The sequence below is a fragment of the Pseudomonas fluorescens genome, assembly GCF_902498065.1.
Taxonomy (GTDB): domain Bacteria; phylum Pseudomonadota; class Gammaproteobacteria; order Pseudomonadales; family Pseudomonadaceae; genus Aquipseudomonas; species Aquipseudomonas fluorescens_BJ.
This window is the reverse complement of sequence record NZ_CABVIR010000001.1, coordinates 484,489-500,924: the sequence shown is the minus strand read 5'-3', so window position 1 is coordinate 500,924 and position 16,436 is coordinate 484,489. Positions and strand designations below refer to the sequence as shown.

17 protein-coding genes are annotated in these 16,436 nt (G+C 56.2%); 6 read left to right on the top strand and 11 right to left on the bottom strand.

Going from position 1 to position 16,436, the window contains the following annotated elements; translation table 11 throughout:
• Positions 1 to 14 precede the first annotated feature (14 nt).
• The 4 genes from F8N43_RS02480 to F8N43_RS02465 all read right to left on the bottom strand — a co-directional run bounded on the left by F8N43_RS02480 (position 15) and on the right by F8N43_RS02465 (position 3,689).
• Positions 15 to 1,133: a hypothetical protein gene (locus F8N43_RS02480; protein WP_150632067.1), complete on the bottom strand. Its 1,119-nt coding sequence runs from the start codon at positions 1,131 to 1,133 to the stop codon at positions 15 to 17.
• Between the two features lie 26 nt (positions 1,134 to 1,159).
• Positions 1,160 to 1,717: a polysaccharide biosynthesis/export family protein gene (locus tag F8N43_RS02475; RefSeq protein WP_150638580.1), complete on the bottom strand. Its 558-nt coding sequence runs from the start codon at positions 1,715 to 1,717 to the stop codon at positions 1,160 to 1,162.
• Positions 1,718 to 2,082: 365 nt separating this feature from the next.
• Positions 2,083 to 2,580: a hypothetical protein gene (locus F8N43_RS02470; protein WP_150653138.1), complete on the bottom strand. Its 498-nt coding sequence runs from the start codon at positions 2,578 to 2,580 to the stop codon at positions 2,083 to 2,085.
• 281 nt (positions 2,581 to 2,861) lie between these two features.
• Positions 2,862 to 3,689 carry an AraC family transcriptional regulator gene (locus tag F8N43_RS02465; RefSeq protein WP_150632022.1) on the bottom strand — a complete coding sequence of 276 codons (828 nt, stop codon included), beginning with the start codon at positions 3,687 to 3,689 and terminating at the stop codon, positions 2,862 to 2,864.
• Between the two features lie 134 nt (positions 3,690 to 3,823).
• On the opposite strand from F8N43_RS02465, the gene F8N43_RS02460 reads away from it, so the two are divergent.
• From F8N43_RS02460 to F8N43_RS02445, 4 genes are all read left to right on the top strand, one after another.
• On the top strand, positions 3,824 to 4,342 hold the full coding sequence (locus F8N43_RS02460) for a carboxymuconolactone decarboxylase family protein (protein ID WP_150638586.1): 519 nt from the start codon (positions 3,824 to 3,826) through the stop codon (positions 4,340 to 4,342).
• A gap of 27 nt (positions 4,343 to 4,369) precedes the next feature.
• Complete coding sequence (grxC, locus tag F8N43_RS02455; RefSeq protein WP_150638588.1) at positions 4,370 to 4,621, top strand: glutaredoxin 3; 252 nt, start codon at positions 4,370 to 4,372, stop codon at positions 4,619 to 4,621.
• Between the two features lie 171 nt (positions 4,622 to 4,792).
• Positions 4,793 to 5,194, top strand: a complete 402-nt coding sequence (locus F8N43_RS02450) for a hypothetical protein (RefSeq protein WP_150632019.1) — start codon at positions 4,793 to 4,795, stop codon at positions 5,192 to 5,194.
• A gap of 202 nt (positions 5,195 to 5,396) precedes the next feature.
• The gene (locus F8N43_RS02445) at positions 5,397 to 5,678 is read left to right on the top strand and encodes a DUF3303 domain-containing protein (protein WP_150632018.1); all 282 of its coding nucleotides are present in this window, start codon (positions 5,397 to 5,399) and stop codon (positions 5,676 to 5,678) included.
• 82 nt (positions 5,679 to 5,760) lie between these two features.
• Here the strand turns inward: F8N43_RS02445 and ligD are convergent, their stop codons facing one another.
• From ligD to F8N43_RS02415, 7 genes are all read right to left on the bottom strand, one after another.
• A complete protein-coding gene (gene ligD / locus F8N43_RS02440; protein ID WP_150653137.1) occupies positions 5,761 to 8,352 on the bottom strand; it encodes a DNA ligase D in 2,592 nt (863 codons plus the stop codon).
• Positions 8,353 to 8,763: 411 nt separating this feature from the next.
• Positions 8,764 to 9,051: a cyd operon YbgE family protein gene (locus tag F8N43_RS02435; RefSeq protein ID WP_150638593.1), complete on the bottom strand. Its 288-nt coding sequence runs from the start codon at positions 9,049 to 9,051 to the stop codon at positions 8,764 to 8,766.
• Complete coding sequence (gene cydX / locus F8N43_RS02430) at positions 9,048 to 9,170, bottom strand: cytochrome bd-I oxidase subunit CydX (RefSeq protein WP_010459227.1); 123 nt, start codon at positions 9,168 to 9,170, stop codon at positions 9,048 to 9,050. Before cydX ends, F8N43_RS02435 begins: the two co-directional genes overlap by 4 nt.
• Positions 9,171 to 9,192: 22 nt before the next feature.
• Complete coding sequence (cydB, locus tag F8N43_RS02425; RefSeq protein WP_150638595.1) at positions 9,193 to 10,329, bottom strand: cytochrome d ubiquinol oxidase subunit II; 1,137 nt, start codon at positions 10,327 to 10,329, stop codon at positions 9,193 to 9,195.
• On the bottom strand, positions 10,322 to 11,893 hold the full coding sequence (locus tag F8N43_RS02420; protein WP_150632012.1) for a cytochrome ubiquinol oxidase subunit I: 1,572 nt from the start codon (positions 11,891 to 11,893) through the stop codon (positions 10,322 to 10,324). The genes cydB and F8N43_RS02420 overlap by 8 nt, the downstream gene beginning before the upstream one ends.
• Complete coding sequence (cydP, locus tag F8N43_RS29270) at positions 11,890 to 12,066, bottom strand: cytochrome oxidase putative small subunit CydP (protein ID WP_191623692.1); 177 nt, start codon at positions 12,064 to 12,066, stop codon at positions 11,890 to 11,892. Before cydP ends, F8N43_RS02420 begins: the two co-directional genes overlap by 4 nt.
• Positions 12,067 to 12,238: 172 nt before the next feature.
• Positions 12,239 to 13,564 carry a sigma-54 interaction domain-containing protein gene (locus tag F8N43_RS02415; RefSeq protein WP_150638597.1) on the bottom strand — a complete coding sequence of 442 codons (1,326 nt, stop codon included), beginning with the start codon at positions 13,562 to 13,564 and terminating at the stop codon, positions 12,239 to 12,241.
• Positions 13,565 to 13,803: 239 nt separating this feature from the next.
• On the opposite strand from F8N43_RS02415, the gene F8N43_RS02410 reads away from it, so the two are divergent.
• Both F8N43_RS02410 and F8N43_RS02405 read left to right on the top strand, forming a co-directional pair.
• Positions 13,804 to 14,682 carry an MBL fold metallo-hydrolase gene (locus F8N43_RS02410; RefSeq protein ID WP_150638599.1) on the top strand — a complete coding sequence of 293 codons (879 nt, stop codon included), beginning with the start codon at positions 13,804 to 13,806 and terminating at the stop codon, positions 14,680 to 14,682.
• 55 nt (positions 14,683 to 14,737) lie between these two features.
• Positions 14,738 to 16,408, top strand: coding sequence for a bifunctional protein tyrosine phosphatase family protein/NAD(P)/FAD-dependent oxidoreductase (locus F8N43_RS02405; protein WP_150653136.1), 1,671 nt, complete (start codon positions 14,738 to 14,740; stop codon positions 16,406 to 16,408).
• Positions 16,409 to 16,436 lie beyond the last annotated feature (28 nt).

The following is a 16,436-nucleotide window of genomic DNA, read 5'->3' as shown; positions in this document are numbered from 1 at the left end:
CACAAAGCTGAATTTCAGAGACCGGGGTAACTATAAGTCAAGGTCAACCCGACGACATTTGCGCTGGCATCCGGCAAGCTGTCCTGCTTGCGTTCTTTGTATGTGAAGAATAGGCGGGCATTCCAAAAAGGCGAGAGTTCTTGACTGACCCATGCGCTGTAATTGATCAGGGTATTCGGCGTCTGCCCCTTGGTGTCTTGCCAGGAGGCGTCAAAACCGGTGCGTCGGACCTCATCGATGGCGTAACTGAATGTTCCCCTCAGAGTGTCCGCCTCGACGAATCCGCCGTCCCCGCTAGCGACCGTACTTCGACCGGCGTCGACGAGCGCATCAAACCGCTCGCCGGCGTATTGCAAGGAAAAACCGCCTTGCCCCTTGGGGCCGTCCCCCGAACCGGAGACTTGATTGACGCCCGCGTACACCGTGCCCTTTAACTGCTCGGAGACCTGGAAATTCACGCCAACCGTGGGTGTGTAGCTGTTTGAGGAGGAGGCCGTTGCCGAGCCCTTCTCAGGCTCATAGCGTCTGACGCCTAAACGGGTGAACACCTCGGTCCTCTCGCTCCACGCGTAGTTCCACGTCAAGCGGGTGGCCAGTTCGTCGTAGTTGATCAGGGTGGGAATGTCGTAAGTGACATGAGTGTAGTCAGTCTCGTTGAGCAAGGTACTTCGCTCGCTGAGAGCCCTGCGCCAGTTGCCGCCCAGGGTATAAAGTTTCTGCGTGCCGTCGGCCGCTACCACGCCGGTTTCCTGAACGGCAGTTGAGAGCGTCGAGCTCTCTTCATACCTGGCAGTGAATCCGAAACCGCCCGTTTCCGTCTCACGCTGCCACCCCAATTTCAATCGGGGGTCTTCACGGTCCGTCACGATGTCGGTATCCGAAGAACGCACGACGTATACGCCGAGACCGAACTGAAACTCATCCGGGCCGGAAGTGCCGACGAGGCTGAGATCGGGGGCGATAATGGTGCGGGTCACGCCCTTCTCACCACTTGTGAGCAACAGTGGATTGCTGTCGTACTCAACAGTCGAAGGCACCGTTATTGCCGGCTGCCAGGTCGCCGCAGAGGCCACACCGGAACACGAAAGGATCAGGGTTGCCGTGGCAACCCCGGCAGATCGAAGAGCAAGCAAGGTAATCCCTAGTGCATCGCGCAAGGCTAAGGCACGACCAGCGTATCGCCGGCCTTAAGAATAAAATTGGTGGTCATGTCATCGCCGGACATCAACTCGTTGTAATCGACACGCAGGATCTGTTGTTTTGATCCATCGAGTCGCACGACCTTGATGTCATTCTTGGCGGCGAATTTGTCGAGTCCACCCGCCATGCTCAAAACCTGCAGCACTGACGTTTGACCTGATAAGTGGACACTGCCGGGCTTCAACACTTTGCCCTGCACGTACACGAGATTGCCGGCGGTGCCCGTGACAACCACGCTCACCTGCGGATCGGGTATGAATTTTACAAGCTTGGCCGCTATTTTCTCTTCGACTGCGGTGGTATCGAGACCCGCCACCTCAACCTGCCCTGCCAGCGGGAAAGTGATGCTTCCATTGGGAAGAACGATCACATCCTGCTTGAGCTTTTCTTCGCCCCAAACTGAGACATTGAGCGTATCGCCCGGACTCAATGTGTAAGCCGTTTCTTTTTCTACAGCATTGGAAATGCTGGGCAAAATTGCCAGCGCACAGACCACGGGTAACCAGAAACGCGACATCGGGATCCCTCCGCCTAAGTAGCCTTGCCAAGAGTTTCACACAAAAGCCGGGGTAAATCACTCTTGCTCATTTATAGGTCAAGGAAACGATCAAGGGGCAGATTTTCGTGATCGGTGCCGGCCCATTTTCCTCGGCCCGACGCTTCTATTGCCTGCCGAAAAACGGCTGGCGAAGGATGTTTTTTATTTAACAGTAAGTTGCCGTTAAACATGTCGCCCTCGATGTCTGCCTGCCAAATTAATAGCACTCTGCTTAATAGAATCCGTCATTCAACGGATACATCGCCATCCCTCTAGCACATCAAACTGATATCAATTACTAGTATCAATGCGCCATATAATCGCCAGCAAAAACAAGAAGCTAGCTATACCTTCCGCCGGTTGGCGACCATAACAAAACCGAATAACGCTGATGAAAACAGCCAGGCGGCAGCAGATAACGAAACTGCATTCGGTTGATGGGTGAGGACATCATTCTCGCCACTCAAAACTTTACTTTGCGCACCTGAATTTGCCATTAACTTGTCAATTGCAACTTGCGCCATTAATCCGTCGCAGGAAGAACTATTGACGGTAGCGCCCACCTTGGCGGCAGACTCAATCAGATGGTTGAGTTGACTTTTTGCTGTATCAGCGAAGCTGATATCACCGGCCCCAGCTGTATCGCCCGGAGCATTCGCAACGGTGGAAGGGGCGCTACCCTGATCGGCGGCAGTCATGCCCACTTTTGGACCATGCGCTTCGCAAGTATTACCTATGCGGTTAATTTCACGAGCCAAATGTGCCGCCTGGGCGGTGGCAATGGCCGCACCATTAAAGAGCACGCAGAACAAAACGGATTTGAGAATCAGTGATGAACGCATAAAGACCGCCTCCCTGCACACAGGGTTTTCCTGATACCGAATGAAGGATTCGTTACCCAGCTGATTTGAGCCTATAAGCACATCGCCATTACGTCAATGGTCCGTCACAACAATAAATAAAAATAAAAATCAAGGGAGTATGGCGTCAAAAAAACGGCAAAAAGCCCTCGTCGCTCCAAGGATCTCTATGCCCTTGAAACGCCTCAAATGTGGGCCTCCGCCCCTCTGAAACCGGCTTTGAAACTGAGTTCTTCCGCTGCCGAAAGACCGGCGACAAAAAACTATCGACGCTTGCTGCTGTGCAACCACTCTCGCGGACTGACGCCTGTCTTGCGCCGAAACGCACGAGCGAGCGCCGAAGGGCTTTCATACCCCACTTCATCGGCAATCAGGGCAATGGACTTGCCTTCACGCAAGCGTTTCTGGGCGAGGCTGATGCGCCAACTCACCAGATAATCAACCGGGGTTTGCCCCACCACCTGCCGAAAGTGTTCGGCAAAACTGGCTCGGGACATGTTGGCTGCCGCCGACAACTCAGCCACGGTCCAGGACTGGCCGGGCGTGTCGTGCATCAGACTTAACGAGCGTGCCAGGCGTGGGTCGGCCAGACCGGCCATCATGCCGGGGCTTTGTTCGCGGTTAGTCAGAATGTGCCGCAGCAACTGGATCACCAGCACCTCGAACAGACGGTCCATCATCGCTTCGCGACCGCAAATGCCGCCGAAGGCTTCGTTGAACAGCCAGTCCAGCGTACCGGCCATGCTCGGCACCTCTTCGAGATCAAGCACCAGGTAATCGGGCAAGGCCGCCGCCAGGGCATTCCCCCCACCGCCATCGAACGTCAGCGAGGCGCACACCAGTTGCGTGTCGGACGCGTCAGAGGCAATCAATCGATGGCGGTAAGGTCGAGGGAAGAAAATCAAGGTGGGTGTGTTGAGCTGAATCGCGCGCTCATCGGCCAGTTTCAGGGTCAACTCGCCCGATTGCAGCAGATGAAGATGCCCACAGGCCTGATCACCGTCAAAACCGGTGGTGCCGCAGAACGTGCCGCTGTGGAAGGTGCCGGCGCTGACGCCGAAATGGCTGAGCAAAGTGGACAGGCGATCCATGGACAGGCTCCTGATGGCATATCTGGACGATCTGTCGCATATCCTCGACGATTTGCAGCCAATAGGCCAGCGCTCGTCACTAACATGGACCCCGTACCCAGCGCACACCGCGCAGTCCTCTACGGAGATTCACCATGAGCCGCATCAACACCCTGAGCCTCGAACACGCCACCGACACCACCCGCCCGCTGCTGGAAGGCGTGCAGAAAAAAATCGGTTTTTTGCCCAATGTCTTCAAGACGCTGGCGCAGGCACCCGCCGTGCTGTCCTCTTATCTGCAACAGTCTGCGGCCCTCGGTAAAACGTCGCTGAGCGCCACCGAGAAAGAAGCGATCTTTCTCGCCACGTCCCAGGTAAATGGATGCGACTACTGCCTCGCAGCCCACACAGTGTTTGCCGGCAAGGCCGGGTTGTCTGCGCAGGATATCCTCAGCGCCCGCAACGGCCAGCTCAATGCCTTTGCCACCCTCGCCCGACAGATCACCGAAAGCCGCGGCCACCTGAGCAACGAGCAGATCGCAGCGGCACGGGCAGCCGGCATCAACGACAGCAAGATCATCGAAGTGATCGCCCACGTGGCCTCGCAGACCCTGACCAATTACCTCAACAACGTCGCCCTGACCGAGATCGATTTCCCGGCCATCGATGCTTGAACGACTTTCAATTTGGGAGCACCACTTATGAACACCGTGACGCTCTACACCACTGACACCTGCCCTTACTGCCGTAACGCGAAAATGCTGCTGGCCAGCCGAGGCATTGCGGCACAGGAAATAAACGTTCAATCGGAACCGGGGAAATTCCAGGAGATGCTCAGCCGTAGCGGTCGGCGCAGCGTGCCGCAGATTTTTATCGGTGACACGCATGTCGGAGGGTTTGACGATCTGGCCAAACTCGATCGTCAGGGTGCTTTGCTGTCGATGCTGGCCTGAGGTTGACGAGTTTACGGGGTGCTCAAATCGGGTCAGACGTTTGACCCGAATCTTGCACTTGCTCGGTGAGGGGTAAGACGGTATCTACAGGGGATCGGTGTAATCCGAGAGGCCGAGTGCAGGTTCTGCACAGTGGGCAAACACGCGCAGAGCGCTCTATGATTGAGTCCTATGACCACTTCGCTGCCGATCCGCCAACCCTGCCCGCCCGGTGCCTGCAACTGCGAGCGTGAACCGCTGCTGGAACAAGCGGGGGCGGACTTGCGCATCCTGTTTCTGACCCGCACCGAGGAAAAACGCTTGATCGAGCGCCTGGAAAACCTCCAGAGCCTGGGCGACCTCGAACGGCTGCAGCAGCGGATGTTCGAGCAACTGGGCATCCGGGTGGAAATCGCCCCCGGTTTCAACGAAGTCCGCACCATGCGCGGCATCGCCATCTCCATCGGCGAGTTACCGGGGCTGTGCCGCAAAACCCGCCAGGCGATCCCGGCCGCGATCCGTCGCGGGTTGGAGAAACGCCCCGAAATCGCCTACGAACTGCTCAACGCCAACGACCTGTTGCGTGACGCTTGACGGTTGAATGCCCCGCCGCCCCCGAATGCCACGAAAGAGGATCAGCGGTCGTACGTGAATCCCGGCGCGCTGCTATGCCTTCTCAAGGGAGAAAAGCTTTCAAACCCGTCAGGATGAAGCGGGAAACAGGCGCGACCGTGGCCCCGGCGCCAGCCAGGTGCGCGAAGAGCAACAGGTGCCAATCCATAGCAGGAGGTGGCAGATGTTATTCATGGTCAGTTGGTCGATCAGTCCGCAAAACCGTAACAGCGTGATCAAGCGCTTTCTCGAGACCCAAGGTGCCCCGCCACCCGGCGTCAAAATGCTTGGGCGCTGGCATGCCGTCGGTGGCTCGCGCGGTGTTGGCATCGCCGAAACCGACGATGTCGTACAGATTCAAACGTGGGTGCTGCAATGGAATGACCTGATGGACATGGAAGTCCATGCAGCGTTGACCGATGTACAGGCCGCGCCGCTGCTGGCAGCGGCAGTCGGCAAGCAATAGTCGTCGCGGCGGCGAGTTCTGCTCGCCGCCCGATGTCGGTTCCAGCGCCCGGAAGAATGCGCGCGCAGTTGTATCGCGCAGGCTACTTCTTCATCCCTACGCGCCGCCGCATCTCGGCGGTAATGGTCTGTTTCGTTTTCTTCAGATCAGCCCACGGTTCGTTCCCGACGTCGGCCAGTCGTTCATGCACAGTGCGCACGTTCCACTGATTGCCGCCCCTGAGCCCGGCCACCTCCTCGCGGAAAATCGGCACCGACACCGGCAGCCCTTCGCGGGTGCGCGCCGCGTAGGCGCAAATGGTGGTGGCGCCGAGGCCGTTGCGCAGGTAATCGATGAAGATCCGCCCGACCCGGTTCTTCGGCCCCGACACGGCGGAAAACCGCTCCGGCAACAGCTTGGCCATGTGACTGACGATGGCGTGGCTGAATTCCTTGACCTCATCCCAGCCGAGCTTGCGGGTCAGCGGCACCACAAGGTGAATGCCCTTGCCGCCGCTGGTCTTGAGAAAGGCCTTGAGCCCCAGCTCATCGAGCACCGACAGCGTCAGTTGGGTGGCCTCGACCATGCTTTTCCACGGCAGCGCCGGGTCCGGGTCGAGGTCGAGGACAAAGCGGTCGGGCTTGTCCAGTTTGTCGCGAGTCGCGTTCCAGGTGTGCAGCTCCACGGTGCTCATCTGCACCGCGCCGATCAGCGCTTCAGCACTGTTGATGATCATGATCGGCTGGCCGGTGAGAGCCTTGTCCAATGTGGTGATCCCCGGAATCGCCAAGTGTTCGGCGTTCTTCTGGAAGAACAGTTCACCGGCAATCCCGTCGGGCGCACGGACCAGCGCCACCGGCCGGTCTTTAAGTTCGGGCAGAATCCATTCGGCGACGCTGGCGTAATACTCCGCCAGTTGCACTTTGGTGGTGCCGCTGCTGGCGTCGATCACCCGGTCCGGATGAGTGATGCGCACCTTGCCCTCACCCAGGCCAAGCTGAGAAGGCGCGGGGGCGGCTTTTTCCGAGGCTTTGTTTTTGCGGGCGGCGGCAGGTTTTTCGGCTGTGCTTTTCTTCACCACGGCAGGACGCTCCTCGGTGATGTCTTGGGCCGGTTTGTCATCACGCAGGCCATGGAACACCGCGTGGCGCACCGAACCCTCCTTGGTCATTTCGGCGAAGGCGATTTCCGCCAGCAACGTGGGTTTGAGCCAATGCACACCCTTGGCATCAAAACCGGTCGGTGGATTGACCACCGACGGCTTCTTCGTCTGCAACGGTTTCAGTTGTTCGTGGATGCGCTTCAGCGTGGTCTCGTTGAATCCGGTGCCGACCTTGCCCGCGTAATGCAACTGACCGCTGTCACGGTCATGCAACCCCAGCAGCAACGCCCCAAACGCATTGCGCGAACCTTTCGGATCGGTGAAACCGACCACCACAAATTCCTGCCGATGCGTGCACTTTAGCTTGATCCAGTCACTGCTGCGCCGGGACACGTAAGGCGAACCCAGGCGTTTGCCGATCAGCCCTTCCATCTGCATAGCGCAAGCGCTTTTCAACAAGGCATCGGGCTGCTCTTCGAAATCGTTCGAAAATCTGAGAATCGGATCGGCGTTGTGTATGAGCAGTTGCTTCAGCGCATCACGTCGCGCCTCAACTGGAACCTCTGTGAGATCGAAACCATTTAGGTATGGGAGATCAAACAGGTAGAAGACGATGCCGGCGCTTTGTCCTGAATCGAAGGCATTTTGCAGCCTCTGAAAATTGGGCACGCCTTCCTTATCCAGGACAACTATCTCTCCATCCAGCCAAGCGGTATCCAATGACAGCTTCGCGAGCGCCTTTGCCTGATGGGGAAGCTTTGCAGTCCAGTCGTTGCCGTTCCGAGTAAAGAGTTTGACCTCTCCATTTTTTATCCGAACAAGCATCCGAAAACCATCAAGCTTTAGTTCGTACCGCCAATCATTGCCTTCAGGGGGATTCTTCACCAGCGTCGCCAACTCCGGGGCCAGTTTCTCTGGAAGCTCGGCCCGACGTGCCTGGGGAGCGTCTGCGTGTGCACTCTTCGCCCGTTTTGAAGCCTTTTGAGGCACGCGCTGAGACGTAGAGCGCCGCAGCCGTGGGATGATGGTTCGGTCGCTCAGGACACTATCAGGCCTATCTTCGACGATGCTGTAATCCGACTCTGACTGTGCAGCGGAGTCTTGATGCTTGATCAAAAACCATTGTTCTTGTTTGCCCGCAATACGCGTCCGAACGAGATTCCAGATACCGGCCAGCTTTTCACCCTGGAGCACAAATTTAAGTCGCCCCTTGCGATAGTTTTCCAGCGGATCGCCAATGGGCACCCAGACGCCTCGATCCCATACGATGACATGCCCTGCCCCGTAGTGCCCTTCAGGAATAACGCCTTCAAACGTCGCATACTCCAGAGGATGGTCCTCGACGTGAATGCACAGCCTTTTGACTTTTGGATCGAGGCAAGGCCCTTTTGGAATCGCCCAGCTTTTGAGTGTACCTTCGAGCTCTAATCTGAAGTCGTAATGAAGCCTGGTAGCATCGTGCTTCTGAATGCAGAACTGTAGGGCGCGCGCTTTACCCTTGCGCTTTTCTTTTGCAGATTCAGCGACGCCTGCGGGTTCGGGGCTCTCTTCAAAGTGCCGCATGTTGTTGTACTTTTCGAGTGGTTTTTCCATGGTGCCCTCCACGGGAGTGAAGACAAGATCGACCTTCCGTTGTCTTGAGACTCCTGCCATGCATGGGAAGGTTCAACCGGTAAGCCGCCGCGCCCACAGAAAAGCCTTCGCCCTTGACCGGTCCTGCGTCAGCACGGGAATGCGAAATCATGTGCAACTCATAAACTTGCACAGCCGAGTGGAAAACAGAGTGTGGCGCTGACATTGTCGAGTCGTGGTGCACTCAGTAAAGTCGGTTTGATAACAAGAGCCCTGCATCGGCCTTTTTTTGTTGGAAAATGCAGAGCTTTGGTTTGAAGGTCATTGCGGGGAGTTCCGCTGCCAAACAGACGGTCTGGGTATGCCTGCGGCAGGTTTCCAAGGCTTGCAGGCCTACCTTGGTAATACTGCGTCATCTCTTGTCGCCAGTCCTCAATGTAGAAACTTTACCCAGCCAGCAACTGCAAGCGTCGCAAAACAGGTCCAGCCTGAGAAAAGCCAACGCCACACGAGCATCCGCGGGACAAAACCCACACCTCTCACAAAAGCCACACTCATGGCTGCGAACAATGCAGTAGCCAGGACATGGTCAGGCTTCCCGTCAGGAGCGGCCATCATGGGAGGATAGAGTGTACAAGCAAGCATGATCGCTATAGCGATAACCAGACTCAGCACATGAATGTGTGAGATCGGTTGAGGGTTAGCAACACGCGGCGTCATGACAGTGTCTCGTCGTTGTCGCTCAAGGCTCGGCCAACTTCGTTCTCGCCCCACATCGCATTTAAAATAGCCAGTAGCAATGCAAAACCGACCCCCAGCATCCAGGCGAAATACCACATGTTCGTTACTCCTTTGCCGGTATTAATAGGCGGAATGTTCGTTGGCTTTGATGTGTGCGACGGTGACCTTGCCCCGCATAACGCGATAGGCCCACGAGGTGTAAATCACGATAAGTGGCATGAAGATCAACGTGGCCCAGAACATGATGGCCAGGCTTAAATGACTGGAGACGCTGTCCCATACGGTAAGGCTTGCCGCAGGCACTGTTGATGACGGCATGATGAATGGAAACATCGACACACCCGCCGTGCTGATGACTGCGATCACCGCAAGCGATGAGGCAACAAACGCCGAAAGTGTGCGACGCATCATCAGCAACATGGCGGCACCTGCTGCGCCAACCAGTCCCAGTACGGGCAACAGCCACAACACCGGATAATGACCATAGTTAGCCATCCAGGCGCCCGCTTCGCGCACCACGGACTTGTTAAGAATATCGGGCAGTCCGGCGGTATCAACCAACGATGTAATGCGATAACCGTCGATCCATTGCAGCCAGATGCCGGCCGCTATAAACGAGCACGCCAATACGATTGCCGCCCCCACCGCACCTTTGATTGCCCTGGCCTGGATAACACCTTCAGTGCGATGTGCCAGATAAGCGCCGCCCTGCAAGGTGATCATTGCACTACTCACAACGCCGGTCAGAAGCGCAAAGGGATTTAGCAGTTGCCAGAAACTGCCGGTATAAGTCGACACCAGAAGATCGTTGAAGTGGAACGGTACACCTTGCAACAGGTTGCCGAACGCAATCCCGAACACCAGAGGTGGCACTGCCCCACCCACAAAGAGTCCCCAATCCCAGGTGCTACGCCAGGTGGAGTTGTGGATCTTGCTGCGATAGTCAAAACCCACGGGGCGGAAGAACAATGCCCAGAGGACCAGGATCATCGCCCAATAGAAACCGCTAAACGCTGTGGCATACACCACTGGCCATGCCGCGAACAATGCGCCGCCCGCAGTGATGAACCAAACCTGATTGCCATCCCAATGCGGACCGACGGTATTGATCACGACGCGCCGCTCCATGTCATTGCGGCCAACAAAAGGCAGCAGCGTGCCAACCCCCATATCGTGGCCGTCCATGATGGCGAAGCCGATCAGCAGCACGCCGACCAGCGCCCACCAGATAATTTTCAGGGTGAAGTAATCAAGCATGATGGAGTTCCTTCAAATGGGCGTCGTGAACATAACGGCCGGTACCGAGGCTGCCAGGACCTTGACGGGCAAACTTGACCATCAGGAACATTTCAACCACCAGCAGCACGGTGTAGAAAACGATGAATCCCGCCAGCGAGCCATAGAGGTTGTTGACGCTGAGGGTGGAAACACTCATGTGGGTCGGCAGGACGCCGTAGATGGTCCATGGCTGACGGCCATATTCAGCGACGAACCAGCCCAGCTCGCAGGCAATCCATGGCGCAGGCAGCATGCAAAGTGCCCAACGCAGTAACCAGCGGCTTCGCGTGCAGGTCGACTTCAAGGTGCTCCAGAAGGCAAGCCCGAATAGCATAAGCATGGCAAAACCAAGGCCTATCATTATCCGGAACGCCCAGAACATAGGAGTCACGCGCGGTACGGTATCGTTTACGGCCTTTTCGATAATGTCCGGCGTAGCCTGGTTAACGTCTTCGACATACTTTTTAAGCAGCAGGCCAAAGCCCAGATCGGCTTTGTAGTCTTCGAATGTCTGGAAAGCCACCGAATCGCTGCGATTGGCCCTGAGGGCCTCAAGCGCATTGACGGCAGTAATGCCGCGGAGAATTCGAGCACGGTTTTTTTCTTTAATGTCATGTATGCCTGGAATTTGCTTGCTGACTGACCGGGTGCCAATCAAGCCCATCACCCAGGGCACTTCAACTTCCCAGTTATTTTTGGACTCGGCTTCGTTGATGCTGGCCACCAATGTCAGGCCCGCTGGTGCGGGTTTTGTTTCCCACATGGCCTCCATGGCTGCCATTTTGGTTTGCTGTGCTTCACCCACCGTGTAACCCGACTCATCACCCAATACGATCACACTCAGCACTGATGCCAGGCCAAAGGCTGCCGCCACCCGGAAGCTGCGTTTGGCAAACTCGACATCACGATTCTTGAGCAAATACCAACTGGAAATCGACAACACAAACATCGAGCCGGTGACGTAACCGGCTGAGACGGTGTGCACAAACTTGGCCTGCGCAACCGGGTTGAAAACCACCGCCCAAAAATCAACCATCTCCATGCGCATGGTGATGTAACTGAACTCTGAACCCACCGGATTCTGCATCCAGCCATTGGCGATCAAAATCCACAATGCTGAAAGGTTTGTACCAATCGCCATCAGCAGCGTGACCAGCAAGTGGTGCTCTTTCTTCAGACGATCCCAACCAAAGAAAAACAGGCCGATCATGGTTGATTCAAGAAAGAACGCCATCAAGCCTTCAATGGCCAGCGGGGCACCGAAGATGTCGCCGACGTAGTGTGAGTAATACGCCCAGTTGGTACCGAACTGAAATTCCAGGGTGATGCCCGTAGTCACCCCGAGGGCGAAGTTGATGCCGAACAGCTTGCCCCAGAAGCGCGTCATGTCTTTCCAGATGACATTACCGGTCATCACATAGACGCTTTCCATGATGACCAGCAGCCACACCATGCCAACCGTGAGCGGTACAAAAAGAAAGTGGTAAAGCGCAGTGGCTGCAAACTGCAGCCGAGACAAATCCACCAGTTGTTCTGAAATCACTTGCTTGCCCCTTGAGTCGAGGTGGGTACGCCGAACCTGTCGCCGATGGTGTTCGAGTCGACGCTGACGCGCGAATCCCGGATGAACAGCCACCAAAACACTGTCAGCACCAGTAGTTTGATCACTACTGCCGTGAGCAGATGGCGTCGAAGTCGTTTGTCGGAAATGGTCATGGCTATGCAGTTAGCACAGGGCATGCCAAGGGCGAGCAATTTGATTTTATCGTATTAAAACAGTCACTTAGTCAGAAGCTCGGTGATCCGCGGGAGGCGTCGACAGGCCAGTTCGCTGCCAATCTGCCAGGGCTGGCAGTCATTGGCAGTCTTGCGAATTGAGCACTTACTACTAGGCCAGACCTTGTTCTTTCAATCGTCGGTACAAAGTCCGTTCGCTAACCCCCAGGTGCTTGGCCAGCTCACTGCGGGTACCTTTGAAAGTCGCCAGTTCCTGTGCCAGCGAGCTGCCGTCGAATGCAGTTGAAGCAGCGGCCTGAGCAGACGCCACCACGGATACCTGGGGCAAATGTATGGAGCGGATCACCCCATCGTCAGCGAACAGACTGGCTCTTTCCAGAACATTGCGTAATTCACGGATATTGCCGGGCCAGGAAAATCGCTGCAATTGCATCAGAGCATCTGCATCTATCGTCAGTCGGCGTTTGCCTGTACCGGCACGTTGCAGAAATGAATTCACCAGCAAACCAATGTCTTCAATCCGGTTGCGCAAGGGCGGCAACTGAATGGGAAAGGCGCTGATGCGGTAGTACAGGTCCTGCCTGAACTCACCTTTCTCCATCATTTTTTCCAATGGTTTGTGGGTCGCAGCAATTAACCGGAAGTTAGCGTGAAGGGTCTCGACACTGCCGACACGGCGATAGGTGCCCGATTCGATCAGGCGCAGCAGTTTCACCTGCATGGCCAGCGGAACATCGCCAATCTCATCAAGGAACAACGTGCCGCCCTGGGCCGTTTCGACCAAACCGGGCTTGCGCGTGGTAGCACCGGTGAATGCTCCTTTTTCATGGCCGAACAGTTCGCTCTCAAATAACGTTTCGGTCAATCCAGAGCAATCAACGACGACAAAGGGTCCAGTGGCCCGCTCGCTGGTTTCATGTACGGCGCGGGCGAACAGCTCTTTGCCCGTACCGGACTCGCCTAGCAGCAGCACCGGCAGCATTGAGGGTGCCACCCGCTGCAGCTCCGACAGGGCACGGTTAAAGGCAGGTGAGCAGCCGACCAACCCTTCGTTGCTGGGTCGCGCAGATGCACTGCGGACCAGGGTGAGACGCTCCACGTAGGCAGTAATAACACCGTGCTCGTCTAGAATCGGGCGCAATTCGACGTCGACATGCTCTGGACCACGAGGCGTGTGGTGAATGTGCAAAACACGATCCGGTCCGCGCATTTCCTGCGCCTTTTTCATCGGGCAGTTCTCACCCGCCTGATCACAAGGAACGTCGTAATGGTGTGAGATTTGATAACACTTATGGCCGATAAAGGGTTTGTCAGCGCTACCAAACTGCCGTTGATAGGCAGTGTTGGCAGCCAGGATGTTGTAGTCCGGATCGAGCACGATCATCGGCTGGGGTTCGTGCTCAAGAAACGAAACAAGTGACTGCACTTGATCCGAGTGCGGAAGCGAAGGGGTTGGGGTGGGCAGGATAGTTTTCATCGTGACTCCTGAGAATCCATCCATCCTGTAATGGCACTGCCACCTCTGTCAACATGGACTGCCAATGGCAGTAAATCCAGGTGAATGTAGAGAAGGTCAAACGACTTCAATAAAGATAAAACACAATAAAATCAAATAGATAACATCATATTTTTGTGCGATCCCGGCCTGGCAGACTTATTGCTATGTCAGTCCTTAGTGTGAGCGGCTTGGTAAAAGGCCCCCTAAGGAGACACTTCATGAGCGTAAAACTTCACGTCGAAGGATTCTTCGATTCTGCCACCAATACCGTCAGCTATCTTGTGCTGGATGAAGCCACCCACCACTGCGCTTTAATCGACAGCGTACTTGATTACGACCCTAAATCCGGCCACACCGCCACAACGTCTGCCGACAAGTTGATTGCGAGAGTGAACGAACTCAATGCGAAGGTCGACTGGATTCTCGAGACTCACGTCCACGCAGACCACCTGACGGCAGCGCCCTACCTGAAGGAAAAGCTTGGTGGAAAAATAGGGATCGGTAGCCAGATTTCGACGGTGCAAGAGGTGTTCGGCACGCTGTTCAATACAGGTCGCGATATGGCCCGCGATGGAAGCCAGTTCGATCACCTGTTCGTTAATGACGAGCCGTTTGCCATTGGCACGCTGCAATGCCACGCGCTCCATACACCCGGTCATACGCCAGCCTGTATGACTTATGTGATCAGCGATGGGACCGAAACGGCTGCATTCGTCGGCGATACCTTGTTTATGCCGGACTACGGTACTGCACGCTGTGACTTTCCCGGCGGCAATGCGCGTACGCTGTTCCAGTCAATCAACAAGGTGTTGAGTCTGCCGGCCAATACCTTGCTGTACATGTGCCACGACTACCAGCCTGGTGGCCGCGAGGTGCAGTTCGTCAGCACCGTTGCGGACCAACGCGCGCACAACGTTCATGTGCGTAATGGCATCAGTGAGGAGGAGTTCGTGGCGATGCGCACCAAGCGTGATGCGTCGATGGACATGCCGACACTGATCCTGCCATCCGTTCAGGTCAACATGCGCGCCGGGCACTTGCCTGAACCTGAAGCCAACGGGACGCGCTACCTGAAAATCCCGCTCAACGTCGCCTGACGTTGCCCTCCCCCCAAAAAAACTCAGAAGAAAAATACCCATAACGGAGACCCTTATGGACATTCGTTGCCTTGCGCCTGGACTGTCGGTATCAGAACAGATTTTCCCCAATCAATTGGCAGAACTGAAAGACGCCGGTTTTCGCGCCATTGTGTGTAACCGTCCCGATGGTGAAGGCGGCGATCAACCCTTGTTTGCCGAAATCAAACGAGCCGCCCAAGCGCTCGGCATCGAGGCGCACTACCTTCCCGCGGAATCAGGCAAAGTCACCGACGAGCAAGGTATTGCCTTCGGCAAGCTCCTTGAAACACTGCCAAAACCGGTGTTGGCCTATTGCCGTTCCGGTATGCGCTCGACAACGATGTGGGCGCTGTCACAAGCGGGCCAACAATCCCTGCCACACATCGTCGAGACCGCCAAAAAAGCCGGGTTCGATATGAAAGGCGTCATTCGCCGGATTGTGAATCAGGGGCGCACGCCGGTCGAAGTTGCTGAGGCGCAACATACAGTGGTCATCATCGGGGGCGGTGCGGCAGGTATCGCGACTGCATCCAGTTTGCTGGCACGAGACCCAGGACTCGACGTTGCCATCATCGACCCGGCAGATGTGCACTACTATCAGCCAGGCTGGACACTTGTCGGCTGTGGAGTCTTCGATGCGCCCCAAACTGCCCGCACGATGGGTACGACCATCCCCCGCGGTGTGCATTGGATCAAGTCGGCGGTCGCTGCTTTCGAACCCGAGAGAAATGCCGTCATTCTTGATGGATGCAGAGTCGTCAAATACGAGCAACTGATCGTGTGCCCTGGCCTGAAGCTCAATTGGCATGCCATCGAGGGTTTGTCGGACACCCTGGGCCGCAACGGCGTGACTTCAAACTACCTGTATCACCTTGCGCCTTATACGTGGGAACTGGTGCAGCAACTGCGTGGTGGCCGAGCCATTTTCACGCAACCGCCCATGCCCATCAAATGTGCCGGGGCGCCGCAAAAAGCAATGTACCTATCTGCCGATCATTGGAAACGTACCTGCGTATTGGACAACGTCGAGATCGAGTTTTGCAGCGCCGGCGCGGTGCTGTTCGGAGTTCCCGATTATGTGCCAGCACTGATGAAATACGTCACGGCCTATGGTATCGATCTGAATTTCGGCAACACGCTCACCAGTGTGAATGGACCCGCACGGACTGCAACGTTCAACTGCGTTAATCCGGATGGCAGCGCCCATCTTGTTACACGCGACTTTGATCTCCTTCATGTGGTTCCACCGCAGATTGCGCCGGATTTCATTCGGGTCAGCCCTCTCGCTGACGCGGCTGGCTGGATTGATGTCGACCCAGTCACTCTGCGTCATAAAACCTGGGCAAATATTCACGCACTGGGAGACGCCGCCAACTCCAGCAACGCCAAAACCGCGGCAGCAGCGCGCAAGCAGGCGCCAGTCGTTGCCCACAATGTGTTGGCTGCCATGGGTAAAGCGAAAGGCAGCGCCCATTACGACGGTTACGGCTCCTGCCCGCTGACGGTTGAACGCGGCAAGATCGTACTGGCTGAATTCACCTATGGCGGCAAGGTTGCCCCCAGTTTTCCATCCTGGCTGATTGACGGTACCCGGCCATCGAGGCTGGCATGGCTGCTCAAAGAGCGGATTCTTCCACCGCTGTATTGGAAGGGAATGCTCAAGGGCCATGAGTGGATGGCGAAACCTGAGATGGCCGACCTATGAAATCAGACTTGAAGGCAAGGAGACTGGG